The sequence below is a fragment of the Saprospira grandis DSM 2844 genome, assembly GCF_000275825.1.
GTDB lineage: Bacteria > Bacteroidota > Bacteroidia > Chitinophagales > Saprospiraceae > Saprospira > Saprospira grandis_A.
In genome coordinates, this window is sequence record NZ_JH719942.1 from 578291 (window position 1) to 602397 (window position 24107).

Here is a 24107-nt window from a genome sequence, read left to right on the forward strand (position 1 = left end):
AAAGCGCTTATTATTGTTGATTACGACAAAAACAAAAAAAGGCTTTGCAACATGGTTGTGAATTTATCAAAAGAATTTATTACGGAAAAAATATTAGCATTTTTTCCCGAAAAAAAATTGGCTCGAAAAACCAAAGCGCCTCTGTGGCAAATTGTTAAAGCGATAATTTATAGGCTTAAAACAGGTTGTCAGTGGAGAGAATTACCGATACAATCTTTTTTTGTACGAAGTTCTAATTTGCTGGCAAACAGTATATTACTACTTCAATAGCTGGTCCGAGTCTGGTATTTGGCAAAAAGTGTGGATCCAATTTCTAGCCCATGAAAAATCTTGTTTAGATTTATCTAGTATACAGCTTGACGGAAGTCATACCCCAGCGAAAAGAGGGGGCGAAGCTGTGGGTTATCAGGGCCGAAAAAAGTCCAAAACCACAAATGCTCTCTTTCTCACAGATAAAAATGGGCTGCCAATCGCTATGTCTCCGCCTTTTGCGGGAAACCATAATGATTTGTTTGAAATCGAGAGTCATTTCCAAAAAATGCTTGCCGATCTGCAGCTTTCAGACATCTCTCCTGATGGTTTATTTATGAATGCTGATGCAGGGTTTGATAGCAAAAAACTTAGAGAAAACTGCCAAAAAATGGGCATTATCCCTAATATTGACCACAACAAAAGAAATAGAAAAAAAGCTTATTATCAAGATATTATAGATGAGGAACTTTACAAAGAACGCTTTTCTGTTGAGCGAACTAACGCATGGATTGACGCATTCAAAATTTTACTCATTCGTTTTGAAAGAAAAGCCGACAACTGGGCGAGTCTACACTATTTAGCCTTTATACTTATTTTCCTAAAACGAAATTTTTAAACAAACTCTATATTAAAATAGCCTTCTTTGGCATACTTCAAAATATTATAGCCTAGTTCAGACACAGAAGTACTCAGCTTAGCTACAGCAATAGTAGGAAAGCCTAGATCCTTGAGCAAATTGCTTGTTTTATGGATCGTGAGATGTAGGTCCATCTCTGTACGAATATGTTGTCTAAAAACGAGTTCCATTATAACTTAGATAAGTATTCTAGGGCCAATTTAAGATCTGCCTCTACGGCTAGGGCATCAAAGGAAATGTCTAGACCGACAATAGTGGCGGTTAGACCGGGAGAGAGTCCACAAAGTACAGGGACCAGACCTACAATTTTGAGCGTTCGCATCAGTTGCAATAGACTTTCTAATTCTTCTGCATCGATGAGCTCCAAACCAGAGAGGTCAAAAGCTACCCCCTTGTAGTTTTGTCCTTGGATCTGATTAAAGAGACGGTCTTTTAAGGCATTGAGCGCTGGAGCCGTTAGCTCATATTGAATGGGAACAATCAGCTTGTCCTCTGAGCGCTGTACTGGTATTCTATGGAGTTGTTCCATCTATTTTTTAATTTGTCGAAGTTCTAAGCCAGTTAATTTATAGGCCTCATTTAGAGCGGCCTGCATGGTTCCCTCCGTGATAATTTCGTCAATTTGCACCCCTAGTTCTACAATAGTTTGGGCTACTGCAGGCGAAATTCCAGATATAATACAGTCACAGCCCATCAGGCGAGAAGCTTTAGTCATTTTAATAAGGTGGTTGGCCACGGCGGTATCTACTACAGCAATTCCGCTAATGTCTAAGATAAAGACTTTAGCGGCCATTTGCCCCACCTTATCGAGCATTCTGCTCATGAGCTCCTGAGCACGTTTAGAGTCAATAATCCCCACCAAAGGCAGCAATAAAATATGCTTGGCAATTTGGGCCACTGGGGTAGACATTTCTCGCAAAGCTTCATTTTGCTTCTCTAGGCGGTTCTTCATAATTTTGTTGTAGGTATCTACAACAATATAAACATCCATAGAGACTCGTCGGTGATAGGCAGTAGACAAAGCCACGGTATGCACTCCCAAAGCATTAAATTCGTCTTCAAAGAGTTTATTGAGTATCATGACGGCATCATAATACATATCTAAGGGCAGGCCGATGCGGGCATGCACCTCGCCTATTCGCACTCGTTTATTCAAGTAGGCGTCATCTAGATCATCTTTCCAGAAAGATCGCCAATGCTCTACTTGCAACTGCTTAACCTTAGCGACATAATCTTCAGAGTGAAAGTAATCCTTAAACTTTGGGAACAGATAAAGGTGCTCATATAACTTATCAATGATAGCTGGAAGGCGGTCTAGCATCTGTTTTGAGGCAGTTTGCAAAAGCGCCAACTGCTCATCTTGGATAAAGAAGCGGTTTTTTAAATTGGAGGCGGTAAGTGACATTTATAATGGAATTTATTCTTGGGGCTCATGGGAAAGGAGTTGGGCTCCTATTTATTCTCCCTTAAGCGAATGCAGCCAAGGCTGCATCTAGGTCAGGCTGTACATCCATGATGCTGCTAAAGCCCGACATATCGAGGATCTCTGTAACTACCTCATTGGCATTACAAATTTTGAGTGAGCCTCCTAGGCCCAACATTTTTTTGGCTGTAGCCAAAAATACACGTAGGCCTGCACTACTTACAAATTTGGTTTGGTTCAAATTGAAGATCACTTTGCTATGTGCATTGATATGTTTGTTAATTTCGGTCTCGGCAAAGCTGGCGGTTCCTGTATCTAGGCTGCCTTCAAAGCTAAGGACCAAAATGTCATTTTTTGTGGTAACGTGAACTTGCATAATTTCTATTGTCTATTAAACGAATGTACGGTTATCTTTTCTTTAAGTTGGTGATCCCTGACTAGCGATCCAACAAACCCAAACGATCGGCAAAATGCCAAAGCTCAGCTCTGCTCTTTATGCCCAGCTTTTTGCGCAATTGCTTAAGCTGAGTTTTTACGGTAGCTTCTTTACGGGCCGAAAGTGCAGCAATTTCTTTTGCTGTCTTCCCTTCTACCCAATATAATAACAATTCTCTTTCTCTTGCACTTAATTGGGCATATTTATCTGTATCGGCCTGTTTGACTAGCTCTTGCTCGAGCATTTCTTTAGAAAACTGATAGGCGCCTAAGGGGCCAAACTGTATAGCACGGATAGACAGTTGCCCTGTATCGGCCTGATAATGGGCCAAATCTAGTTGCCAGTTCCCCTCGGTCTTGCGCTGGCACAACTGCCAATGCTCCCCTCCTTCTTCTTGATTGAATACAGGCTGACAGCCGCCCTCCCAGGGACCTTCTTTGGATCCAGTTTGCAAGCGACAGAGCAGCGATTGCTGTCCACAAACTAAAGGAGCAAATAAACAGTATTTAACGGGCTCTTTTTCTTGCATTAGCCTATTTTTTAGGGTAAATCTCAAAAGCTTGTATAAAGCGCATAAACTCATGAAAACTGCTAAAAGGCAGCTTGGCCCTCAAATTACTGAGGTGTTGCTTGACCGTTTCGCTAGAGCAAGTTAGTAGGGCTGCGGTTTGCTGCATACTTTTGCCCTCGCCCCAATGCGCCAAGACCTCTAGTTCTCTAGCTGATAAGCGCCGATAATGCTCATAGTACCGCAGCTGCAAACTGCTAATTCGGAGCTGTTTTTTTAGCCGCTGGCTCCAAATGCCCGCCTCATTGACAGGGACACTGAGCGAAAACACCCAATTGCCGTCTTCAGAGGGCTGATGAGAGGCCAAACGCAGCTGGTACTCTTTGGTCCAAGCAGAGCGCATCTTCACCAATAGCTGATAAGGATTTAATTCCTTTTTCCAGTCTCGCCAACGCTGCAGCCGAAGATAATGCGCCAAGCTACTCGGCTCTACAAAACTAAGAAAACGCTCTCGGCCAAAACTGACTAAATCTTCTTCTTCCGCTACGCCATAAAACTGCCTAAAACTTTCATTGACATAGGCAAAATCAAAGCGGCGGACATGCATAACAGCCACCGATAAAGGGCTGGGCAGCCCTTCAAAATAGCTACTTAAGCGCTCTAAGTCTCTGCTTAAGCACCAAGTATGCAGCTCTAATAAAAGTTGTTGCTCTTGCTCTGTATGTTGTTTGATGTTCATATTTTGGTCTTTGCGCTTTAATGTAGGTCTTTATTTATTTTTTTTAGTAAAAACGCCCCCCTTTTGGGGGATTTTTCTCTCAAAATAAATGCTCCTCCCTTCGACGACCAAAGGGAGGAGCAGCTTGCAGGGCGCAAAGCGCCCGCAGGCCTAGCGATGTGGAGGGGTGGCCAAAGGCCAGACCGAGCCAGCTTGCTGGCGAAGGGCCGAGCGAATAGCGAGCCCCAAAACGTAGCGCCGCAGCTTTGCTGCGGAGGCCCCAAAAAATCAGCCAGCCCCGACAACCAGCCTCGAAGAGGCGCCAGTTCGATGACCAACGGGAATAAACGACAACAAGCCCTTTAGGGCGCAGTTCGACGACCGAAGGGAGTAACGCCCCAAAAAACACTAGACAATCTTTAATAAAGCGGCGATACAGCGGTCTATTTCTTCTTTTGTATTTTCATAGGAAAAAGAGAGCCGCAAACTACGTAATTCATCGGGAAGGCCCAGCGCCGACAAGACCCGAGAGCCCTTGAGTGCGCCCGAGCTACAGGCCGAGCCCCCAGAGGCGCTAACGCCCGCCAAATCGAGTTTAAAGAGTAGCATATCGGTGGGGACTTCGGTCTTAAAATTGACCGAAAGCACCTTATAATGGCTCTCTCCCTGCCAGTCGCCATTGAAGGACAGCCGCTCTCCAAAATGAGTTTGCAGCTGCTCGATGAGGTAGCTTTTTAGGGCCGAAATATGCGCCCGATGCTCGGGCATTTCGGTCAAGGCCAAATCAACGGCTTGGGCAAAGCCCACAATGCCCGCCACGTTTTCGGTGCCCGAACGCAGCTGCCGCTCTTGGCCACCGCCAACAATGAGGGCCGGAATATGAATGCCCTGGCGAATGTATAAAAAGCCTACGCCTTTGGGGCCATGCAACTTATGCGCAGAACCCGACATAAAATGAATGGGCGCCATTTGCTGGACATCTATGGGGTAATAGCCCAGGGTCTGCACTGTATCGGTATGAAAATAGGCCCCAAACTCTTGGCAAAGAGCGGCAATAGCGGCAATATCGTTGAGGGTCCCTAGCTCATTGTTGGAGTGCATCAGGCTGACCAGCACCTTGCCCTCGGCCTTGGCCAAAAGTGTACGCAACTGGCCCAAATCTGCCCGACCAAACTGGTCGATCGCTAAATCAATACGGTTTACCCCAGCAGCCTGCATCTGCCCAACGGAATTGAGCACACAAGCATGCTCAATTTCGGTAGAAATAATGGTCTGAATACCCAAGGCCGCCACCGCCCCCTTGATGGCCATATTATTGGCCTCCGAACCACCAGAAGTAAAAAACAACTCTGAAGGCTTGGCCCCAATGGCCCGGGCAATATTGCGGCGCGACTTCTCTACCGCCGCCCTGGCCGCCCGTCCCTCGGCATGAATAGATGATGGATTGCCATATTGCTGACGCAAAAAAGGGAGCATAGCCCTAAGAACCTCCTCTCGAATAGCCGTCGTTGCGGCATTGTCAAAATAAATTCGTTGCATAATATGTTGTTGTTTGCACTGTAAATAAGGTCGCATCAATAATAAGAAAGGTTGCGCATTCTTAAAGAATGTGCAACCTTTTATTTCCTGTCAAAACGCATTTAATAGCCCCATTAAGCCATGATGATTTCGCGAACATCTGACTTGATTTTGTTTGCCAAGTTTTGAGCCGTTACCGATGATGCACTCTCCGTATAGATCCGAATGATCGGCTCTGTATTCGACTTTCTAAGATGGATCCAGTTCTCATCAATAAAAATCTTCAGTCCATCAATTGTATTCTTAGGATAGTTGACATACTTTTTCTCTAAAGCAGCTAGCAATTGGTCAATATCAATTTGTGGCGTCAACTGAATTTTATCCTTAATGATGACATAGTTGGGATAATCTGAACGCAAAACCGAAGCCCGCTTATCTGTACTCGCCAAAAATGACAAAAAGAGCGCAATACCTACCATGGCATCTCGGCCATAGTGCAAAGCAGGATAAATGATTCCGCCATTGCCCTCTCCACCAATAATCGCCTCCACTTCTTTCATCATCTGCACCACATTGACCTCTCCAACAGCAGAAGCCGTGTACTTGCCCCCATGCTTTTTAGTTAGTTCGGCCAACGCTTGGGTAGAAGATAGATTCGAAACCGTGTTTCCTCCACCTTCTTCCCCCAAAATATAATCGGCCACCGCCACTAAGGTGTACTCCTCGCCAAAGGGCTCTCCATCTTCACAGATCAAAGCCAAACGATCTACATCAGGGTCTACCGCAATGCCCAAATCTGCTTTCTGCTTGAGTACCTCCGCCGATAAAGCCGAAAGGTTCTCTGGCAAAGGCTCGGGATTATGCGCAAAACGCCCCGTTACCTCATCGTTAATCGCAATCACCTCGCAACCCAACTGCTCCAATAAAGGCACCATAGAAATAGCCCCCGTAGAGTTGATGCAATCAATGACTACCTTGTATTTTTTCTCCTTGGTCAATTCAGAACGAACCAACTTGAGCTGCATAATCAAATCAATGTGCTTCTGAATGTAACCCACTTTCTTCTGATAAGTCCCCAACTCATCTACCTGCGCATACTCCACTTCTCCAGAAGAAATTAAACGCAATATCTCACTGCCATCTCTAGCCGAAATAAACTCGCCCCGATGATTCACAAACTTTAAAGCATTCCACTCCTTCGGATTGTGACTGGCCGTCAAAATAATCCCACCATCAGCCTCCTCTTGCATCACCGCTACTTCTACTGTGGGCGTAGTCGACAAACCAAGGGTATAGACATTTACCCCCATCATCCGCAAAGTCGCCGAAACCAACTGCTCGATCAATTCTCCAGATACTCTCGCATCTCTTCCCAATACTACTGTAGGCGCATCTTTGCCCGTCTCTTGCTTAATCCAATAGGCATAAGCCGCCGTACTCTCTACCAAATCTTGGGCGGTGAGGTTCTCTCCTACTGCGCCCCCAATTGTTCCCCGAGTTCCCGAAATTGATTTTAATAGTGCCAAAAGCTCTAGCGTTTACGTTTTAATAAAAAAATGAACTACTTCCCCCTTCCCATTAAGGTCAGTGAGCAGTTTCACCCCATCTCAAAGCCCTCTCCCTAAAGAGCGCTTTCAAATTTTGCCCAAAAATAGTTTTTTTATTTATCATTGTACAGTGATCCGATTCAAAAACTCCCCTTTTTCTTCGCTTCCTCCAAATGACTCCAATATGAGACCTACTTTTTTCCTGCTCCTCGCCCTCTCGACCCTCCTAATCAATTGCCAAAAAGAAACGGAACCCTTTCCCGATTTTGAACTCAGCTATTTCCCTATAGATAGCGGACATTATATTGTCTATCAGGTAGATAGCATCTATTATAATGATTTTGACCGAACGGTCGACACGGTCTCTCTACTCATTAAAGAGGAAGTCGGCGGCCAAGAAACCGATAACCGCAACCAAAACTACCAACGCCTCAACCGATACTATAAAAGAGATAGCTCCCCCTGGCAACTGGCCGAGGTCTGGGCCATCCAAATTGAAGGCAGCTTTGCCTACCGCATAGAAAATAATCAACGCTATATCAATCTGAGCTTCCCCCTAAAAATGAACCGCCAATGGGATGGCATCCCCTATATCCGCAGAGATACCGTGATTAGTATCCCCGGCGGTAGTATCGATATTTATAAGGATTGGGACGCCTCCGAGATTATCGAACTAGATGGTAGTTATAGCTATAATGGCCAAAGCTTCGACTCCGTACTGACGGTCCTGCAAGTCGATAAAATCAATAATATTGAACGCCGATATAGCCTAGAACGATATGCCAAAAATTATGGCCTCATCTATAAAGAACAACTGATCCTAGATACCCAATGCAACGGAAATATTGCCAACTGTATCGGTATCCCCTGGGAACAAAAAGCCGAAAAAGGATATATCCTCAAGATGACTTTCCTCTCCTCTAATTAACAAAACAATGGCCCCTCTCTCCTCAGAAGATGGGCCTTTTTGTTTTCTATTTGGGGCCTCCGCAGCAAGCTGCGGCGCTACGTTTCAGGGCTCGCTATTCGCTCGGCCCTTCGCCAGCAAGCTGGCTCGGTCTGGCCTGACGGCCACCCCTCCACATCGCTAGGCCTGCGGGCGCTTCGCGCCCTGCTAGACCAGGCTCGCTGCGCTCGCCAAACTGGACCAAAGAACTAGGCCGCCTTTTCTTTCCACCGACGAAATATGCCCATGGGGATAGATAAAGCCAATAGCCCCCCCAAAGCATAAGGCCAATAATCTGCCCAACGTCCCTTCTTGGCCAAAGGAATCGGACGAGGATCTCCCAGTTGTATAAAAGCCGCCCAATAGGCCGGATGCCCCAAACTAGGCTCCCCAATCCCATTCAAATAATCTAGTTTGGCCAAGCGCAATGCCATCGACTTGTTGGCCCCCTCTTGTAAATAACTGTAAAAACGCTGCATAATATAAGCCGTGCTCTGATCATTGACCTGCCACAAACTAGCCACAATAGAAGAACTGCCCGCAAACTGAAAGGCCCGAGCCAAAGATAATAAGCCCTCTCCCGATTGATACTCCCCCAACCCCGTCTCACAGGCCGAAAGAACCAATAAGTTACTCTTTAGCTGCAAACGACCCAACTCCCATGCCTCCAAAAAGTTGTCTTCTGTACTATCCGCCGTTTCCGTAAATACTAATGAAGATAAAAAGGGCTGCCGCTTCTCTAAAATACCATGTAGGGCCAAATGCAATAAGCCATAGCCCTCTTGCTGATGACGCTTGAAGTTGAGCTCACTAGCCTCCTGCTCATACAAAAACTGCCCATCAAATAAGGCTTCTAGATAGGCCACTTCTTTTTGGGCCGCTGGCAAAGGCCCCAATACCGAACGACGGTTTTGCAGTAAGGGACTGCGCAACTCACTAGCAGGCTCTCCCTCCGCATAGCTGCCCGCAAAGGCCAATACTTTATCATAGGGATATAAAGAGCGCCGACTTTGGTCCAAATACAGTTTAGCCGAAGATTGATAACTGATCTCCCAATCTTTGATTAAGTAGGGAATAGAATCATAAGGCGTAGAAAGTGCCACCTCTCGACTCAATAGGGCCTCAAAGGGCAAATAACTCATTGGCCCATCCAAAACTAGGGTTAAGCGCTGCCCCTGCTGCTCAGCCAATATGGGCCAAAGTAGTTGCTCACTCACCAAAAGAGCTAGCTTTAAGTAGCGCTCTCGACTCCCTTCTGCATCATTTAAGACCGAAGTAAAGGCCTGCATTTCTTTTTGTAGGGCCAAACAGTCCTCAACCAAACCTTCTTGCTCCAACTCATACAACTGTAGCTTTTCCGAACTGAGCGCAAAGGCATACAGTCCCTCTTCCGACCAAAAATAGGCCAGCAGTAATTCCTCTGTAGCCAACTGCTGTTGTAGGGCCCCTATATCCAATGCCTCTACCTCCAATTGCTGGGCAAAGTAGCCGGGAAACTGCTGCTTGACAGCCTTCTCAAAGGCCGTAATAGCCAACTCCTGCCGCGCAATCTGCCCATCTAACGCCTGCTTTTCTGAGGACTCCAAACTGCGGGACCGCTGCTGCTTTAGGGCCATAAACTCCTCTTCTAGGGCCGCCCTTTGGTCCAAAATGCTGTCGGGCAATTGTAGGCCCCAAGCCCCCAACTGCTGCTCTTCCTGAAATAAAACCGCCTTTTGCTCCTCCGCCAACTGAAACAAACTAGCCACTGGCTGCTTACGCAATAGTTGTAACTGAAACTGCCGATTGAGCAACCGCTGCCCCAAACTTAAGGTCCGCTGTTTATCCCCCTCATGCCGAAGCTCCTGACGGATTTTACGGTTGTAGCCTAAGGCCAAATCAAGGTAGAAAGCCGCAGAGTCTAAACCATTTTCCAACTGCTCATGATCTCTATATAGTTGGCTCAGCGCCTCTAGACTTTGGACAAAAAATGCAGGATGCCAATAATCAGCCTCTAGTAACTCTTCTGGCGCTAGCCAATTTTCACTCTTCGCATTGGCCTGAATAACCTCCCAAAAGCCATTTTGGGCCAACTCATAGTCCTCTTTGTAATAATGTAGCCTAGCTATAGAGTATTGGTTTTGTAGTAAGCCGAGTTGATTTTTGGCCATTTTTCCTTTCCTCAGGGCTAGGGCTTCTTGCATATATTGCATGGCCTTTTTTCGCTTCCCCATTTTAAAGTAGGCCACAGCAGTATTGTTTAGACTAATCGCATATTCTAAAGAAGGACCAACCACTTTTTTTTCTTCCCGAAGGAGCTCCTCATAATTGGCAACAGCAGCCTCTATTTCGCCTAAGCTGCTCAGAATCGCCCCATAATTGGCCTTTAGCTCAAAGTACAGACTATGCTGCTTACCCAAACTAGCCGAAATAATAGCTAGGGCCTTTTCTTCATTTTCTTTGGCCAACTTTAACTGCCCATCTAAGGCCTGTACCCCAGCCAAAAAATCAAGATCCATGGCATAGTAGTAATGCCCCTTACCATAAAAAGCCTCATCAATGGCCATCAGCTGAGTATGAAAAGATAAAGCCTTACTCAAAGCCCCCATATCTTTATATAATTGCGCCAAATTATTAAGGAAGGTACTTTCGCTTTCCTCATCGAGTAAACTATCAGCCTGCAAGAGCGCTAAGCCCTCTAAAAAGTAGTGCTCTGCATCGCTTAAGGCATCATACTGATAGGATATGGCCCCTAGCAGGTTGTAAATTTTACTTTTCTCTTCTGCAGTTTCTACCGCCAATAAACTCTTTTCTAAGGCCTTTTGGGCCCGCTTGTAGTCACCACTGTAATAGAGGTAACAAGCCCAGGTATAATAGAATTTAGAGTAGTAAGGATCTGTTTTAGGGCATTCCGCCAAAGCTGTAGAAAGTAAGGACTTGGCCATATCCCAGTTTTCTTGCTCTATGGCATAATAGGCCAAACTGTTTTGCCAATAGTATTTTTCTTCTCCTGCTGGGGCTCGAGCAATCATTTGCTCTAGGTAAAATAGGGTTAGCTTAGCAGGAGCTTCGGCTGCTAAAAACTGATGCACACTATCCGCATAGCTCCAGTAATTTGGGGCACTGCTAGCTATACTTAAATAGCTATCTACTATAGTCGATAGGTTTTCTTCGCTTTCTAGTAGTCGTTCATAGAGCTGCTGGGGGGCAGTCTGGGCCTTCCCCAAAAAAGGAAGGCAAAACAATAGGAAGGGAAGTAGGGGCTTCATCTGTTTTATTTGTTCTGTTTTCAAAATACTAAACTTCTGTTTAGCTGCTTAACGGCTGGGCCTAAAAGGCCCGAAGGGCCGTCGGCTGAGGGGCCGTCGGCTGAGGGGCTGTAGCAGGGCCGCCAAAGGCGGCAGACCAAAGCGCTGAAAGCGCTGCAGGGCCGAGCAGACCTGCGAGCTGTGCAATGGCCCGACCCAAGGCCGAAGGCCGTAGGGGCAGCCCCAAATCCATTTAAAAATCTAATCCTATGGCCAAGTCAAAGAAGTCGGCAGTGATGCCATGCGCCTTGATGCGTAGCGCCAAATAGGGCGTATGCTTGTACTTTAGGGGCGAAAAAGGATAGTAGGCCAGGCTGGCCCGAGTATAGGGGAGCCTGACGACCGGCTCCGTAATATAATAACCAACTTGCACTCCAAGACCAATATTGCCCATCAACCACTCATGTCCAGCCCAAAACAACAAACGCTGCGCCTTTTGTCGGGCTTCTTGGGCCGTTAGGGTCAGGTTGCTCAACCAAAAGGCCTCTACCCCGCTATGGTACTCCCCCAAGAGGCCAAAACGCAGACTTTTAGTGGCCGCATAGCGATAACTACCGTAAATTGTGGCACTGTAGAGAGCAAACTTTGGTCCCCGCTCGGTACGGCGCACCTCGGTCATGCCTAGGCCAAAATCAGCCCCAACGCCCCATCTTTTGGGCGGTTGATAATCCGTTGGGGCAGGCCGATAGTCCTGCTGCTGCAAAACATAGGGCCGATAACGCAGGCCCAAATGAAAACTAGCCGCATTGATGCCCAAATTGGGAAACTGAGAAGCCCCATTAGAATAATGCGTAAAACTAAATGAAGGCTGCAAAAGCAAACGAGAACTCAAAGGCCATTGAAAGCCCAAACGCAAAGCCGTGTTGTTGTTCCAATGCGAACCAATGATGTTGTTGTCGGGATTCCTAAAACTATTGCCATAATTAGATACATAGGCAATGCCTAGGGCCAAGCGAGCATAAATCTCCCAGTCGCCAGAGCGCCAAAAAGGAAACTTGAGCTGCGGCATCAACCCAATACCCCAACCCAAACGAGCATCCGCAAAGTCCTGAAAAGATAAGATGAGCCCAAATTCTGGATAGCCCGCCAAAGCCGACCAATCCTTTTTGCCATAACTCTGATACAGCCAGTTAATCTCGCCCCCTAAGGTAGGCGGCAAACGGTCTACCGGAATATTGATGTACTCCCGATGTTTGACTAAGCCCCCATAATGCAGGCCCATTTCCCAACTATGCCCCTGCTGAGACCAACTAATTGAGGCCCAAAGTAAAAGTATAAATAGTAGTAGCTGCCGCATGCTGTTTTAGCCCAAAGATAGGGCTTTCTCCTGAAGTCCTGAAAGGAAATAAGGCTTTGGGGGGGGCTTAAGTCCTAAGGAGGATTAAGGAAGGTCCTCGCCAGGACCTGTCTAGGTCCTAGCGACCATTAAGAGACATCCTCCAGAGGATCTGCCTAGGTCCTAAGGAGCATTAAAGGAGGTCCTCGAGAGGACTTAAGTAGGTCCTACTGACCATTAAGTGAGGTCCTCAAGAGGATCTAGACAAATCCTAGCGACCATTTCAGAAGGTCCTAGCGACCACCTCCATAGGTCCTAGGCTGGGGGTAAAAGAATCCCCCTGAGGGGGTTTGGGTACCCCTCGGGAGGGCTTCGGTACCCCCTCCAAATAATGAGTTAAAATCATCTTGAGGAGGGAGAAAAATAAAGCCCCAAACTATGGTTAGTTTGGGGCTTTATTGCTTTAAATAGACTAAGGGACTAAAATAATAGGAACGAACTCCTGCACATAATTCCCTTTATGATCTATATGGCAGCGGATTTCCAGTTCTGCTGCTCGGGGGAGGCTATCGGTATAGACCCAGCTAGTATCAATGGCCAATAAACCATCATGGGTATGCAGGCCCGCCGAGAAGAGCAAATCATAAGTGCTTGTATCTAAGACATAGAGCTCATAGCCATGCATTTCCCAATCTTCTGCAGAGAAATTGGCCTGTATCCGAATAGTTTCTCCCCTACGAAAGGTATCGCCAGGCTGAGGGCTCAACAGAAAGCTATCTACTTCTTCTTGGCTGGGCGCTATAGGGGGCTTTTCGCAAGCCAATAGGGCCAAGCTCAAAAGTAGACTGAGCAGAATAAGATGACGCATAATATTATTTGTTTAGAAAAGATAAATCGCTCGGAAGCTAGCCTGCCAGCGGCCATATACATAGCCTTCACCTAGGGCTTGCTGAATGGGCAGTTGGGCCTCTACCCCAAAGGCATAGTTTTGCAGAAAGAGGTCGGCCCCAAGGCGGCCCCAAAGGGCCCAGCCAAAAGTAAACTCTTCGGGAATATTGCCCCGATAATCGGGGTTGCGGTATTCATAGCGCAGGCCCGCCTGATAAGAAATAGAATTGCCCTTAATCTTTTGGCGGTAGAAGCCGTATAGGTTGGTATTCCAGCGGTCGCCAAACTCATAATTGGTTTCTGGCGCTGCGGTATTGAGGGTATAGCTCATTTCTAGGCCACCGCCCCAGTTTCGGTACTGCCAATTATAGAGCAGCATAAAGGGAAAATCCCAAGAGCCGGTCCCCATTTGTAGATTGGCGGGCAGCAGCTCCCCATCGGCAGATTGGCGCTGATACTGCCCCGTGGGCAACTTCAGGCCAAGGCCCAATTGCAAAAAGTGGCGCAGCTTATATTCTGCACTATCCGTATTATTATAAAGGGTAATATTGGCCTGCAGACTAGCATCGCCTAGACCCTGATTATAGCTCCATTGGCCGCCCTCATAATTGCTATAGTGCTGATAAGGCAGGCTAGCAAAGAGTTGCAATCGGTTTTTCAGCAAGCCATAGCGGCCCCAAATTTCGGCCCTTTGCAGATAATCCCAGGCCTCTAGGGCCTCGCCTTCCTCCAACAAATAGGGCGGATGCTCTGTATAATACTTCTGAAAACGATATCGAAGGCCCATAAACCGACTGCGATAATTGGGAAGTAGGCCAAAGACATTATCTCCAGCCCCACTGCCGCAAACATCGCAGGCCAACAAACTAGGGGCAGACAAAAGCAGAAAAAAGAAAACAGAGAGTAAGCGCATAGATCGGTATTTTGCTCCTAGCCAGCAGGGCCGCCAGGAATTTCTTTATCTTGCGCAAAGATAACTTATAACTACCATGAAAGAAAAGAAAAAAAACAATTGGCTCGAAAAGCTAAAGAAGAGTACCGATTTATTTTGGTCTGAAACCTACCCCGCCAAAACGGCTGAGGAAAAACAAGCCTACTGGAGCGCTTTGGTCCAAAAGGCCCTCAAAGAGGCCAAAAAGAACGGAGAGGAGCTCGGCCAGGTCTTTAGCCCCAGTTGGTGGCAGGAGATTAAGGCGCAGGATGCCCAAGCTTGGGACTATCTGGCCAAAAGTTTTCCAAAAGCAGACTTTCCCGCCATCTGGAGCGCTTGTCCAGAAAATTAGGATTTGGGGCCCGCGGCCGGCTAGCCTTCGGCTAGGTCGGCCGCCGCTATGCTGCGCCGCTCGCAGGTCTGCTCGGCCCTGCGTCGCTTCGCTCCTGGGTCTGGCGCTTCGCGCCACGGCTCCGCAGCGCTGGGCCTGCGGCGGCTTTGCCGCCTGCTAGCTGTAAATTCAATTGATGAGGGTTTACCCCTCATTCTTATAAGATTGCGAAGCAATACCTTTAGAAAGGGCCGGAGGCCCGCGGCTGAGGGGCTGTAGCAGGGCCGCCGAAGGCGGCAGACCAAGGAGCGGAGCGACGCAGGGCCGAGCAGACCTGCGAGCGGCGCAATGGCCCGACCCAAGGCCGCAGGCCGCAGGGGCAGCCCCAAAAAAAGTAATGTAAAAACAATCACATAAAGAAGATGAAAAATAGCTTATTATTAATTTGTTTATGGTTGAGCGCTCAGCTTATGGCCCAGCTTCCTGAGGCCCAATTTCCCTTAATGGGGAGTAATGGACAAGCCCTTGAGCTAGCTTGGCAGGGCGGGCTCAACTCGCCACAACTCTCTACAGCCGACCTAGACGGCGACCAAGCCCCAGAACTCATCTTATTTGACCGAGTGGGCCAAACTATTGATATTTATAGTTGGCAAAGCGATGGCAGCTATTTGCCTCGGCCAGCGCTGCGCTCCGCCTTTCCACTTGCCCAACTACAACACTTTATGCTAGTGAGAGACTATAACTGCAATGGAATTCCGGACCTCTTTAGCTATTTCCAAGATGCTAGCCTAGGGCAGACAGGTATTATTGTCTATGAGGGGCAGCTCAATTTGGCGGGGCAGCTCAGTTGGAGCACTGTTGGGAAAAAACTATTTTATAGGGATGTACAGGGGCAAATAGAGCCTATTTTTCTGAGCAGCATAGATATTCCGGCCATTGATGATATAGATGGAGATGGCGACCTTGACCTCCTGACCTTTAACCCCTCTGGGGGCTATATCGAATACTTTAAAAACCAATCTATAGAAGAGGGGCATGCCTGCGATAGTCTGCATTTCACCTTAGCCGATGACTGTTGGGGGCGGGCCTATGAGAGTGGATTGCAGGCCGAGCTAGACCTCAGCCCAAGAATGGATAGCTGTGCCAATTGGGCCGGTTGGACCGCCCTGAGGCCACAGTCGGGCCGTCATGCAGGCTCTAGTTTGCTTAGTTTGGACCTAGATGGCGACCAAGACAAGGACCTCGTTTTGGGCGACCTCTCTTTCTCCAATCTCATCGCCTTGCGCAATGGCGGACAAAACGACACGGCCTGGTTTGACCAACAAAATGTAAACTTTCCGACGGGCCAAGCGGCAGCCGTAGAGCTTTTTCCCGCCGCCTTCTATGAGGATGTAGATGGGGATGGCATCAAGGACTTTTTGGCCACGAGTAATCGAGACTTTGCCTCGGAGGACCGCAGTTTGTTATTCTATAAAAATACGGGTAGCAACAGCCAACCGCAGTTGCAGCTACAAAGCAATCATTTTTTAATTGAAGAGATGTTGGACCTAGGCACCAATGCTTTTCCGCTTTTAGCCGATTGGGATGGAGATGGCGACCAAGACCTCATTTTGGGGCATTATGGTAGCTATCAGGCGGGCAACAGCTATACCGCTGGACTTTGGTACTTTGAAAACCAGGGCAGTGACCTTCAGCCTAGTTTTAGACAGCAAAGCGATGACTTGGGCCAATTGCGGCAATACAACCTGCATCGCTTGGTCCCTACTGCTGCCGATATAGATGCCGATGGCGATTTGGACCTCTTGATCGGTTTGGATGATGGCCAATTGTACTTCTTGCAGAATACCGGCTCGGCTCAAGCCCCACAACTAGCCGCTCCCCTGCCCTATCAGGGCATTGATGTGGGCCAGAATGCGCACCCACAATGGGTAGATTTGGACCGAGATGGCGACTTAGACCTAGTTTGTGGAGAGAAAAATGGCAATATCAACTACTTTGAAAATACAGGCGATAGCAGTCAGGCCCAGTACTCGGCTAGCCCTACCACAAGCAGTCTAGGCTTTATTGATGCCCGTCAGCCAGGATTTAGCGAAGGCAACTCGGCCCCCTTCTTTTTAGATTTGGACCAAGAATACCGGCTATTTCTGGGCGGCCAAACAGGGGAGATTTGGACCTACGACAGCATTGAGCAGAACATTTTGGGGACTTACCGCAGAATTAGCCATCCTTTGGACCAAATTGATGAGGGTTGGCAAACGGCCATAGCCGCCTCTACAGCCTTTGGGCAGGGACAAGCGACCTACTTCATTGGCAACCGCAGAGGGGGACTTTCGGCTTACTATCAGTTGCTGACTAGCCATTCTACTATAGCCCCTCAGCTTAAGCTACAGCTTTGGCCCAATCCGAGTCGAGGCCAATTTCAGTTGGAGGGCTTGCCCCCCACTCCTGGTCAAAAGCTCTTTGTATACAATATGTTAGGCCAATTGCTATATCAGCAAAGCCTAAACGGAAGCTCCTCTCAAAGGATAGATTTATCGGCCCTAGGAGCAGGACAATATATTTTAAGCTTATCTTCTAGTCCAAGCAGCCAATATGCTCAGATTATTGTTATATATTAATATATTCATTATAAAACTACTTGCGTTATGCACAAACTCCTTCTACTCCCTCTTTTGCTTTTCGCTGGCCTTAGCTTTGGCCAAACGGTAGAGCCTTGGTTGCCCCCTGTCATTAACAGCAATGGGGATACCTTAATCTATGGAGCGCTAGGTGGGTTAAATACCCCCCAGTACTCTGAACTAGACCTCAACAATGATGGTAAAATGGACCTATTGGTCTATGACCGTTCTGGGCAAATTGCCTTGACCTTTCTCAATGAGGGGGGGGCCAATGAGATCAACTATAAGTATGCGCCCAAATACCAGAAGAACTTTCCGCAGGGGACCCGTAATTTCATGTTGGCCCGCGACTTTAACTGTGATGGCATTGCCGACCTCTTCTTCTTTAATCAACCCCCCTTTACCTCTGGCGGAATTGGCGTCTATAAAGGGCGCTACAATGCCGATAATGAACTAGAGTTTGACCTTTACAACCCCTTATTGGAATACACCCACCCTCAGTTTGGGGTCAGCGACATCTTTATCTTTAATCCCGATGTTCCCGCTATTGAAGATATTGACTTTGATGGCGACCTAGATATTGCCGCCTTTACCCTAGACTTTACCTTTCAGCGAAATGTGTACTACTACCGCAACACCTCTATAGATGATGGACATGGTTGCGACTCGCTCAACTTTATTTTGGAGCACGAATGCCACGGCATGTTCTCGGAAAGTGGCTTTGACAATGTGGGCATCTTGAGTAATGATGTCGATAGCTGTGCCGGCAACTCCTATTGGGGACGCATGGCCAACCCCCGACATATTGGGTCTACCGTAACCTTAGTAGACTGGAATGCCGACCGCAAAATGGACCTGCTCATGGGAGATGTCAGTGTAAACACGCTCAATATGCTTACTGCAGAGATAGTTAACGACACCTTCCTCTTTGTTTCTCAAGACATTACTTACCCTAGCTATGATGTTCCTGTAAATGTATTTAGCTATCCTGCGGGCTACTTTGTAGATGTAGACAATGATGGCGATAAGGACATGATTGCCAGCCCCACCGAGCTAGCCACCGGAGAGGCCGTGACCGACTCTGTTTCTTGGCTCTACCTCAACAACAGCCCCGACTCGACTATGCAGTTGGAGTTTCAGCAAAAGGACTTTATGGTGGGGCAGATGATTGACTTGGGCATGGGGAGCTTCCCCACAATTGTCGATGTTAATGCCGATGGCCTTTTGGACCTAGTGGTCGGGCATTTTGCCTATACCGACACCTTTAACGTCTTTAGTACGAGCCTACACTACTACGAAAATGTGGGTACTGCAACAGCTCCTGTCTTTGAGTTGATGGATGAAGACTTTGCGGGCTTGGCTAGCTTGGGCCAGCAGTCTTTTGTCCCTACCTTTGGCGATATTGACGGCGATGGCGACCAAGACCTTTTAGTCGGTTTGGTAGATGGGACCTTAGACCTTGTAGAGAATACCGCAGGGGCCAACCAAGCCATGATTTGGGGCAATCGCACAGATAGTTTTGCGGGCATTGATGCCGGTAGCGTCGCTTATCCGCAACTTATGGATTTGGACCGAGATGGCGACCTTGACCTTGTGATCGGTAATGATATTGGCCGAATGTACTACTATGAAAATGATGGAGATGCCAATACGCCCGACTTTCCGAGCAGCCCGAGCAGCAACACCTTTGGCTTTGACCTCACAGCCTATGGGGGCAGCTTAGCCGCTCCACATTTTGTAGATATAGGGACCGACTTTGAGCTCTTCTTGGGCCATGATGATGGCAAAATTCTACAGTTTAACAATATTGACGGCAATGTAACGGGCCTTTACGACACCCTTAGCCTAGACTTTATGGGCTTTTGGCAGGGACGCAACAGTACCATTGCCGTAGCCGATTTGGATGGCGATGGTCAGCGCGATTTTGTGCTGGGCAATATCCGTGGGGGGCTTTCTTTTTATCGCCCTGCTTATGTAGATACCACGACTAGCAATAATTTCTTGGCCCAAAGCAACAGCTTTAGCCTCTTTCCCAACCCCAACCAAGGCCAGTTTGTCGTAAAGTGGGAAGCGCCATTAGAAGCGGGCGGACAACTCTTTTTGTTTGACCTCATGGGCCGCCTCATCGAGCAGCAGCAGTTGGTCCAAGGACAGCAGTATAGCAGCTTTCAGTTGACGGACTTGCCCGCAGGGCAGTATTTGTTGCAGTATCGTAGCAAAACGGGCCAACAAGAAGTACAAAAAGTAATTATTCGATAATGATTTGGGGCTGCCCCGCCCTGCGGGCGGGTCGGGCCATTGCGCAGCTCGCAGGTCTGCTCGGCCCTGCAGGCTTTTTCGCTTTGCTTCAAAAGCCTTTGGTCTGCCGCCTTCGGCGGCCCTGCTACAGCCCCTCAGCCGATTGGCGGCTTAGCAGCCGCCTGTTGGCCGAGCCGCCCTGATTAAATTTACGAATGGACCAACTTGGCCAGCGCTCTACAGAGCGCTGGCCTTTTTATTTGCGCATCGGGCAGGCCCAGCGCTGCGGAGGGGTGGCCGCAGGCCAGACCCAGCGGGCAAAGCCCGCGCAGGGCCGAGCAGACCTGCGAGCCCCGCAGCATAGCGGCGGCCAGCTTGCTGGCCGCGGGCCCCAAAAAAAACAGAAGAGCGATCAGCAAAGCCATTGAATCTTTGTATTTTGGCCAGACTGCAAAAAATAATTATGAAAAAGAAAAATGCGATACAGCAATACCTGCAAACCATTCCGCATATTGTGCGCTATGTTTTGTTGGGGGCTTTAGTTTTATTTATTAGCCTCTTTTTTCCCAACAACATCCGTTTGGACTATAGCTTTGAGCCGGGAGAAAGTTGGCGTTATGAGGACCTCAGAGCGCCTTTTGCCTTTCCGATTAAGAAATCGGAAACCCTATTGGCCCAAGAAAAGGAATATTTGGCCAAAGACTTCATGCCTTATTACCGCTTGAATGCGGCCTTGGGCCAAGAGCAAATTGCTAGCTTTGAAACGGCTTTTGCCCAGCGCTACCAGCAATTGAATGATAGTGTTCGGGCCCTAATAGATAGTAGCCAGGCCCAAGATTTGGGGCAAGGTCTGCTGGCCAAAACCTATGAGCAGCACATCATAGAGCTGGCCAGCCAGCATCAGGCAGAGGGCAAAGAGCTGCAATTTCGCTTAATTGAGCAGCAAATAGAACTAGGCGAGCATCAGGCCCTCGACTTCCTTTCGCAGCGAGAGGCCGCCCAGATTGTGGTAGATAGCTTGGGGAAACTGCCCCAAAGCTCGGAGCAAACCGAGCTCCTTTTGGCCCTATTAGACAGTTTGATGGCCCAAGCCGATATTAACTACGAGGCCTCTTTGACCGCCAAAAACAAAGCCCTGGCCATTGATAATGTCTCGCTGACCAGAGGGATGGTCAAGGCCGGCGAGCTGATTATTCGGCGAAATGAATTGGTAGACTCTACGGCTTATGCCAAACTGATCTCCTATAAAGAGAAATACGACCAGGAGATCAACCAGCACAAAAACGGCTTTTTGATTTATTTGGGCTATCTGCTCTTGACCTTGGCCCTGATTGCTATTTTTAGTATTTTCATACGGACCTATTCGCCGGAGCTCTTTCAGAACAACCAGCATTTGAGCCTTATCTTGGTCTTTATTGGAGGCTACTCCTACCTTTCTTTTGCGGTAGACCAATTGCCAGAGTTGAGCTCTTATCTGATTCCCTTTTGCATTGTGCCGATTGTCATCAAGAACTTTTTCTCGGCCCAGATGGCGCTCTTTACACATATTGTGATCATTCTGATTGCGAGTATGCTGCTGTCTTTGGACTATCAATTTATTTTGGTCCAGATTATTGTGGGCATGGTGGCCGTATTGACCAAGCGCAAAACCCGTTATTTGACCGACTTCTTTTTTGCGGTCCTTTATATTGGAATTGCCTATGCCGCTTGTTATTTAGGCTTAGAGCTCATTCATAAAGGCGCCTTTTCGCCTGTTTTGGCCGAAGATGGCCGCTTGATTGAGGAAGGCGTAGAATGGGGCAACTTGGGTTGGATTAGCTTTAACGTCTTTTTGACCCTACTCACCTATCCCTTGATCCCTTTACTAGAACGCATCTTTGGGCTCATTTCTGAAATCACTTTGGTAGAGCTTTCGGACCTCAACAAGCCCTTGCTCAAAGAGCTATCCCTCAAGGCGCCGGGGACGATGCAACACTCCTTGCAGGTGGCCAACTTGGCCGAGGCGGCTTGCTCGGAAGTAGGTGGAAACGCTCTACTCGTCAAGGTTGGGGCCCTTTATCACGACATTGGTAAAATGCTCAATCCGCCTTACTTTATAGAGAATCAAAACCAATATAATCCGCATGAGGAATTGACTTATAAAGAGAGTGCGGCTATAATTATTGGGCATGTGACCGAGGGGGTCAAGTTGGCCAGAAAATACCGTTTACCTCGGGCTTTGGTTGATTTTATTGCCACGCATCACGGCAGCACAAGAGTAGAATACTTCTATCGGATGTACCAAAAGGAGAATCCGGACTTAGAAGTAGACCCGGCCGACTTTACCTATCCTGGACCAGCGCCCAGAAATAAAGAAGAAGCCATATTGATGTTGGCCGACTCCATTGAGGCGGCATCCAAAAGCTTAAAAAATCCTACGGGTCAAGATATTGACCAATTGGTAGACAAAATTGTCAAGTTCAAATTAGAGCTGGGCCAATTGCAAAATACAAACATTACCTTTAAAGAACTCAATCAAATTAAGGCGGTATTTAAGAAAATGCTCCGCAGCATTCAGCATGTGCGCATTGAATACCCCGAAGAACAGAAAAAGAAATCTGAATAACTATGGGCTATATTATCCGTGCCATGAAACCCCAAGATGCCAAGGCCTTTATTGAGCTATTGCAAACCACCGATGCCGAAAGTAACTTTATGTTGCAAGAGCCTGGCGAGCGGCAAATGAATAGCTTTCAGCTGCGCATGGCTGTGGCTACGGGCATTCATCGCATCTTTTTGGCCGTAGAAGAAGAAAGTGGCCGTTTCATTGGCCATATTGCGGGCAGTTTCCCCTATGGTCGGGGCGAGCGCATTAAACACGCTATGCATATTGGCATCTCGGTCCTCAAAGAATTTTGGGGCCAAGGGCTGGGCAACGCCCTCTTTGCAGCCCTAGAGGATTGGTCCCAAGAAAACGGCATCCACCGCCTCGAACTCACCGTCATGACCCATAACGAAAGAGGGGTCGCCCTTTACAAAAAACGAGGCTTTGAAATAGAAGGCACAAAAAAACATTCGGCCAGAGTCAATGGCGAGTACATTGACGAATATCTAATGGCTAAACTCTTTTAAACGCTACCTAAATTATGTCGCTAAATATATTAGTTACCAATGACGACGGCCTAAGCGCCCCCGGCATCCGCGCCCTTGTAGAAGTGGCCCAAGAATTTGGGCAGGTCTATGTGGTGGCCCCCGATAGTCCACAATCTGGACAAGGGCATGCCATTACCCTAGAACACCCCCTCCGCCTCAAAGAACAACGCATTTTTGGCCCCAATATCCCCGCCTATGCCTGCTCGGGTACCCCCGTAGATTGTGTCAAGTTGGCCAAACACGTTTTGCTTAAAAATGAAGATATTGACCTCTGTATTTCAGGCATCAACCACGGCTCCAACGCCTCCATCAATATCATTTACTCGGGCACCATGTCCGCCGCTATGGAGGCTTCCGTAGAAGGGATTCCCTCTATCGGTTTTTCTCTGCTCGACTATAACATTGATGCCGATTTCTCAGCCGCTAAAATCTATGCCCGAAAAATTATCAAACAGGTCCTTGAACAAGGCTTAAAAGAAACGCTGCTCCTCAATGTCAATATCCCCAAACTGCCCGCCGATGCCATCAAAGGTATTAAGGTTTGCCATCAGGCAGAGGGGCATTGGGCCGAAGACTTTTTGGAAAATACCGACCCCATGGGCCGCACTTACTACTGGCTCACAGGCAAGTTTACCCTAGCCAAAGAAGACGAAAATGCCGACGTTTGCGCCCTAGAAAATGGCTACGTTTCTGTGGTGCCCTCTATGCACGACCTCACGGCCTATCCCGCTCTAAATTATCTCAAATTTCTGGAAGAAGTATAAGCTATGCAACTGTTTAAAGATCAATTGGTATATGGCTTGGCTTGGGGACTCATTACGCCCCTCATTAGCTTTGCCCTCGTCTTTGCCATCAATAAAACTCTACTACAATCAGGAATGCTCGATACCTATGCCACGGCTTGGCCCGGCTTTAAGGACAGCACGCTCCACCTGATTGCCATCTGTGGCAACCTGATTCCCGTGGCCATGGCCAACCGCCGCCGCCTCGATGAATTTACCCGAGGCATTATGTTGCCCACGGTTATCCTGGCCTTTGTCTGGATGTTCTATCACAATCCACTCAATATCTAGAATTTGGGGCTGCCCCGCCCTGCGGGCGGGTCGGGCTGTGTCGTGGCTCGCAAGCCTGCTCGGCCCTGCGGCGCAAAGCGCCTTGGTCTGCGGCTACGCCGCACCACTATCCATCTCTCAGCCGGCTGGCGCTACCGCGCCCGAGCTAGACAAAAGGCCAGTTTGGCCCAAAAAAGTAGGCCGTTGTTCTTCAAGAACAACGGCCTACTTCCGTCTAAGCGCAAAAACTTGGGCCTCAATTTAAACCTTATCTAGCTAGAAAAAGGCTTAAGTTGTTAAGGAAATGTTTAAACCTTTGTCCATCAGCACTATCCTAAAGCCCTTAAACGCTTTCCTTACCCTTTACTC

The 24107-nt window shown here is 47.9% G+C and carries 21 protein-coding genes and 1 pseudogene; 9 read left to right on the forward strand and 13 right to left on the reverse strand.

Annotated features, from left to right (window positions below):
* Positions 1-51: 51 nt before the first annotated feature.
* A pseudogene (locus tag SAPGRDRAFT_RS02820) lies at positions 52-868 on the forward strand (IS5 family transposase).
* Here the strand turns inward: SAPGRDRAFT_RS02820 and SAPGRDRAFT_RS02825 are convergent.
* The 8 genes from SAPGRDRAFT_RS02825 to glmM all read right to left on the reverse strand — a co-directional run bounded on the left by SAPGRDRAFT_RS02825 (position 865) and on the right by glmM (position 7018).
* Complete coding sequence (locus tag SAPGRDRAFT_RS02825) at positions 865-1059, reverse strand: hypothetical protein (RefSeq protein WP_002657045.1); 195 nt, start codon at positions 1057-1059, stop codon at positions 865-867. The pseudogene SAPGRDRAFT_RS02820 and the gene SAPGRDRAFT_RS02825 sit on opposite strands and share 4 nt — an antisense overlap.
* The gene (locus tag SAPGRDRAFT_RS02830) at positions 1059-1418 is read right to left on the reverse strand and encodes an STAS domain-containing protein (RefSeq protein WP_002657047.1); all 360 of its coding nucleotides are present in this window, start codon (positions 1416-1418) and stop codon (positions 1059-1061) included. Before SAPGRDRAFT_RS02830 ends, SAPGRDRAFT_RS02825 begins: the two co-directional genes overlap by 1 nt.
* On the reverse strand, positions 1419-2294 hold the full coding sequence (locus SAPGRDRAFT_RS02835; RefSeq protein ID WP_002657049.1) for a protoglobin domain-containing protein: 876 nt from the start codon (positions 2292-2294) through the stop codon (positions 1419-1421).
* A gap of 61 nt (positions 2295-2355) precedes the next feature.
* Complete coding sequence (locus SAPGRDRAFT_RS02840) at positions 2356-2688, reverse strand: STAS domain-containing protein (RefSeq protein WP_002657051.1); 333 nt, start codon at positions 2686-2688, stop codon at positions 2356-2358.
* Between the two features lie 61 nt (positions 2689-2749).
* Entirely contained in the window at positions 2750-3277 is a 528-nt protein-coding gene (locus tag SAPGRDRAFT_RS02845) for a helix-turn-helix domain-containing protein (protein ID WP_002657053.1), read from the reverse strand.
* Positions 3278-3281: 4 nt separating this feature from the next.
* Positions 3282-3995, reverse strand: coding sequence for a helix-turn-helix transcriptional regulator (locus SAPGRDRAFT_RS02850; RefSeq protein ID WP_002657055.1), 714 nt, complete (start codon positions 3993-3995; stop codon positions 3282-3284).
* Positions 3996-4382: 387 nt separating this feature from the next.
* Positions 4383-5513 carry a cysteine desulfurase family protein gene (locus SAPGRDRAFT_RS02860; RefSeq protein WP_002657056.1) on the reverse strand — a complete coding sequence of 377 codons (1131 nt, stop codon included), beginning with the start codon at positions 5511-5513 and terminating at the stop codon, positions 4383-4385.
* Between the two features lie 113 nt (positions 5514-5626).
* Positions 5627-7018, reverse strand: a complete 1392-nt coding sequence (gene glmM, locus SAPGRDRAFT_RS02865) for a phosphoglucosamine mutase (protein WP_002657058.1) — start codon at positions 7016-7018, stop codon at positions 5627-5629.
* A gap of 205 nt (positions 7019-7223) precedes the next feature.
* Between glmM and SAPGRDRAFT_RS02870 the strand changes: the two genes are divergently transcribed.
* Positions 7224-7967, forward strand: a complete 744-nt coding sequence (locus tag SAPGRDRAFT_RS02870; protein ID WP_002657060.1) for a hypothetical protein — start codon at positions 7224-7226, stop codon at positions 7965-7967.
* Positions 7968-8194: 227 nt separating this feature from the next.
* On the opposite strand, the gene SAPGRDRAFT_RS02880 is transcribed toward SAPGRDRAFT_RS02870, so the two are convergent.
* The 4 genes from SAPGRDRAFT_RS02880 to SAPGRDRAFT_RS02895 form a co-directional block, all read right to left on the reverse strand.
* Entirely contained in the window at positions 8195-11233 is a 3039-nt protein-coding gene (locus tag SAPGRDRAFT_RS02880; RefSeq protein ID WP_002657062.1) for a CHAT domain-containing protein, read from the reverse strand.
* 232 nt (positions 11234-11465) lie between these two features.
* Positions 11466-12569 carry an acyloxyacyl hydrolase gene (locus SAPGRDRAFT_RS02885; RefSeq protein WP_002657063.1) on the reverse strand — a complete coding sequence of 368 codons (1104 nt, stop codon included), beginning with the start codon at positions 12567-12569 and terminating at the stop codon, positions 11466-11468.
* Between the two features lie 451 nt (positions 12570-13020).
* Positions 13021-13416 (reverse strand): hypothetical protein, encoded by a 396-nt coding sequence (locus SAPGRDRAFT_RS02890; RefSeq protein WP_002657064.1) that lies wholly within the window; start codon positions 13414-13416, stop codon positions 13021-13023.
* A 12-nt stretch (positions 13417-13428) separates the two neighbouring features.
* The gene (locus tag SAPGRDRAFT_RS02895; protein WP_002657067.1) at positions 13429-14349 is read right to left on the reverse strand and encodes a hypothetical protein; all 921 of its coding nucleotides are present in this window, start codon (positions 14347-14349) and stop codon (positions 13429-13431) included.
* Positions 14350-14425: 76 nt separating this feature from the next.
* Here SAPGRDRAFT_RS02895 and SAPGRDRAFT_RS02900 point away from each other — a divergent pair, with 76 nt between their 5' ends.
* The 3 genes from SAPGRDRAFT_RS02900 (at position 14426) to SAPGRDRAFT_RS02910 (ending at position 19575) form a co-directional block, all read left to right on the forward strand.
* Positions 14426-14719 carry a hypothetical protein gene (locus tag SAPGRDRAFT_RS02900; protein ID WP_002657069.1) on the forward strand — a complete coding sequence of 98 codons (294 nt, stop codon included), beginning with the start codon at positions 14426-14428 and terminating at the stop codon, positions 14717-14719.
* A 401-nt stretch (positions 14720-15120) separates the two neighbouring features.
* The gene (locus SAPGRDRAFT_RS02905; RefSeq protein ID WP_002657070.1) at positions 15121-17316 is read left to right on the forward strand and encodes a T9SS type A sorting domain-containing protein; all 2196 of its coding nucleotides are present in this window, start codon (positions 15121-15123) and stop codon (positions 17314-17316) included.
* Positions 17317-17343: 27 nt separating this feature from the next.
* The gene (locus SAPGRDRAFT_RS02910) at positions 17344-19575 is read left to right on the forward strand and encodes an FG-GAP-like repeat-containing protein (protein WP_002657072.1); all 2232 of its coding nucleotides are present in this window, start codon (positions 17344-17346) and stop codon (positions 19573-19575) included.
* Positions 19576-19763: 188 nt separating this feature from the next.
* Here the strand turns inward: SAPGRDRAFT_RS02910 and SAPGRDRAFT_RS21435 are convergent, their stop codons facing one another.
* Positions 19764-19979, reverse strand: a complete 216-nt coding sequence (locus SAPGRDRAFT_RS21435) for a hypothetical protein (protein ID WP_002657076.1) — start codon at positions 19977-19979, stop codon at positions 19764-19766.
* 38 nt (positions 19980-20017) lie between these two features.
* Between SAPGRDRAFT_RS21435 and SAPGRDRAFT_RS02925 the strand changes: the two genes are divergently transcribed.
* Genes SAPGRDRAFT_RS02925 through SAPGRDRAFT_RS22805 form a run of 4 tightly spaced genes read left to right on the forward strand, consistent with a single transcriptional unit; the run spans position 20018 to position 23759 of the window.
* Positions 20018-22159: an HD family phosphohydrolase gene (locus SAPGRDRAFT_RS02925; protein WP_002657077.1), complete on the forward strand. Its 2142-nt coding sequence runs from the start codon at positions 20018-20020 to the stop codon at positions 22157-22159.
* Positions 22160-22161: 2 nt separating this feature from the next.
* Positions 22162-22665 (forward strand): GNAT family N-acetyltransferase, encoded by a 504-nt coding sequence (locus SAPGRDRAFT_RS02930; RefSeq protein WP_002657079.1) that lies wholly within the window; start codon positions 22162-22164, stop codon positions 22663-22665.
* Positions 22666-22679: 14 nt separating this feature from the next.
* Positions 22680-23450, forward strand: a complete 771-nt coding sequence (surE, locus tag SAPGRDRAFT_RS02935; RefSeq protein ID WP_002657081.1) for a 5'/3'-nucleotidase SurE — start codon at positions 22680-22682, stop codon at positions 23448-23450.
* Positions 23451-23453: 3 nt separating this feature from the next.
* Complete coding sequence (locus SAPGRDRAFT_RS22805) at positions 23454-23759, forward strand: hypothetical protein (protein WP_002657082.1); 306 nt, start codon at positions 23454-23456, stop codon at positions 23757-23759.
* Positions 23760-24107 lie beyond the last annotated feature (348 nt).

Excerpts from the sequence above, each read along its gene's own strand:
- SAPGRDRAFT_RS02870 (WP_002657060.1), top strand. The coding sequence starts at position 7,224 with ATGAGACCTACTTTTTTCCTGCTCCTCGCCCTCTCGACCCTCCTAATC.
- SAPGRDRAFT_RS02895 (WP_002657067.1), bottom strand. The coding sequence starts at position 14,349 with ATGCGCTTACTCTCTGTTTTCTTTTTTCTGCTTTTGTCTGCCCCTAGT.
- SAPGRDRAFT_RS02905 (WP_002657070.1), top strand. The coding sequence starts at position 15,121 with ATGAAAAATAGCTTATTATTAATTTGTTTATGGTTGAGCGCTCAGCTT.
- SAPGRDRAFT_RS02850 (WP_002657055.1), bottom strand. The coding sequence starts at position 3,995 with ATGAACATCAAACAACATACAGAGCAAGAGCAACAACTTTTATTAGAG.
- SAPGRDRAFT_RS02930 (WP_002657079.1), top strand. The coding sequence starts at position 22,162 with ATGGGCTATATTATCCGTGCCATGAAACCCCAAGATGCCAAGGCCTTT.
- surE (WP_002657081.1), top strand. The coding sequence starts at position 22,680 with ATGTCGCTAAATATATTAGTTACCAATGACGACGGCCTAAGCGCCCCC.
- SAPGRDRAFT_RS02890 (WP_002657064.1), bottom strand. The coding sequence starts at position 13,416 with ATGCGTCATCTTATTCTGCTCAGTCTACTTTTGAGCTTGGCCCTATTG.
- SAPGRDRAFT_RS02860 (WP_002657056.1), bottom strand. The coding sequence starts at position 5,513 with ATGCAACGAATTTATTTTGACAATGCCGCAACGACGGCTATTCGAGAG.
- SAPGRDRAFT_RS02880 (WP_002657062.1), bottom strand. The coding sequence starts at position 11,233 with ATGAAGCCCCTACTTCCCTTCCTATTGTTTTGCCTTCCTTTTTTGGGG.
- SAPGRDRAFT_RS22805 (WP_002657082.1), top strand. The coding sequence starts at position 23,454 with ATGCAACTGTTTAAAGATCAATTGGTATATGGCTTGGCTTGGGGACTC.
- SAPGRDRAFT_RS02925 (WP_002657077.1), top strand. The coding sequence starts at position 20,018 with ATGAAAAAGAAAAATGCGATACAGCAATACCTGCAAACCATTCCGCAT.
- SAPGRDRAFT_RS02845 (WP_002657053.1), bottom strand. The coding sequence starts at position 3,277 with ATGCAAGAAAAAGAGCCCGTTAAATACTGTTTATTTGCTCCTTTAGTT.
- SAPGRDRAFT_RS02840 (WP_002657051.1), bottom strand. The coding sequence starts at position 2,688 with ATGCAAGTTCACGTTACCACAAAAAATGACATTTTGGTCCTTAGCTTT.
- SAPGRDRAFT_RS02900 (WP_002657069.1), top strand. The coding sequence starts at position 14,426 with ATGAAAGAAAAGAAAAAAAACAATTGGCTCGAAAAGCTAAAGAAGAGT.
- SAPGRDRAFT_RS02910 (WP_002657072.1), top strand. The coding sequence starts at position 17,344 with ATGCACAAACTCCTTCTACTCCCTCTTTTGCTTTTCGCTGGCCTTAGC.
- SAPGRDRAFT_RS21435 (WP_002657076.1), bottom strand. The coding sequence starts at position 19,979 with ATGGCTTTGCTGATCGCTCTTCTGTTTTTTTTGGGGCCCGCGGCCAGC.
- SAPGRDRAFT_RS02835 (WP_002657049.1), bottom strand. The coding sequence starts at position 2,294 with ATGTCACTTACCGCCTCCAATTTAAAAAACCGCTTCTTTATCCAAGAT.
- SAPGRDRAFT_RS02885 (WP_002657063.1), bottom strand. The coding sequence starts at position 12,569 with ATGCGGCAGCTACTACTATTTATACTTTTACTTTGGGCCTCAATTAGT.
- SAPGRDRAFT_RS02830 (WP_002657047.1), bottom strand. The coding sequence starts at position 1,418 with ATGGAACAACTCCATAGAATACCAGTACAGCGCTCAGAGGACAAGCTG.
- SAPGRDRAFT_RS02825 (WP_002657045.1), bottom strand. The coding sequence starts at position 1,059 with ATGGAACTCGTTTTTAGACAACATATTCGTACAGAGATGGACCTACAT.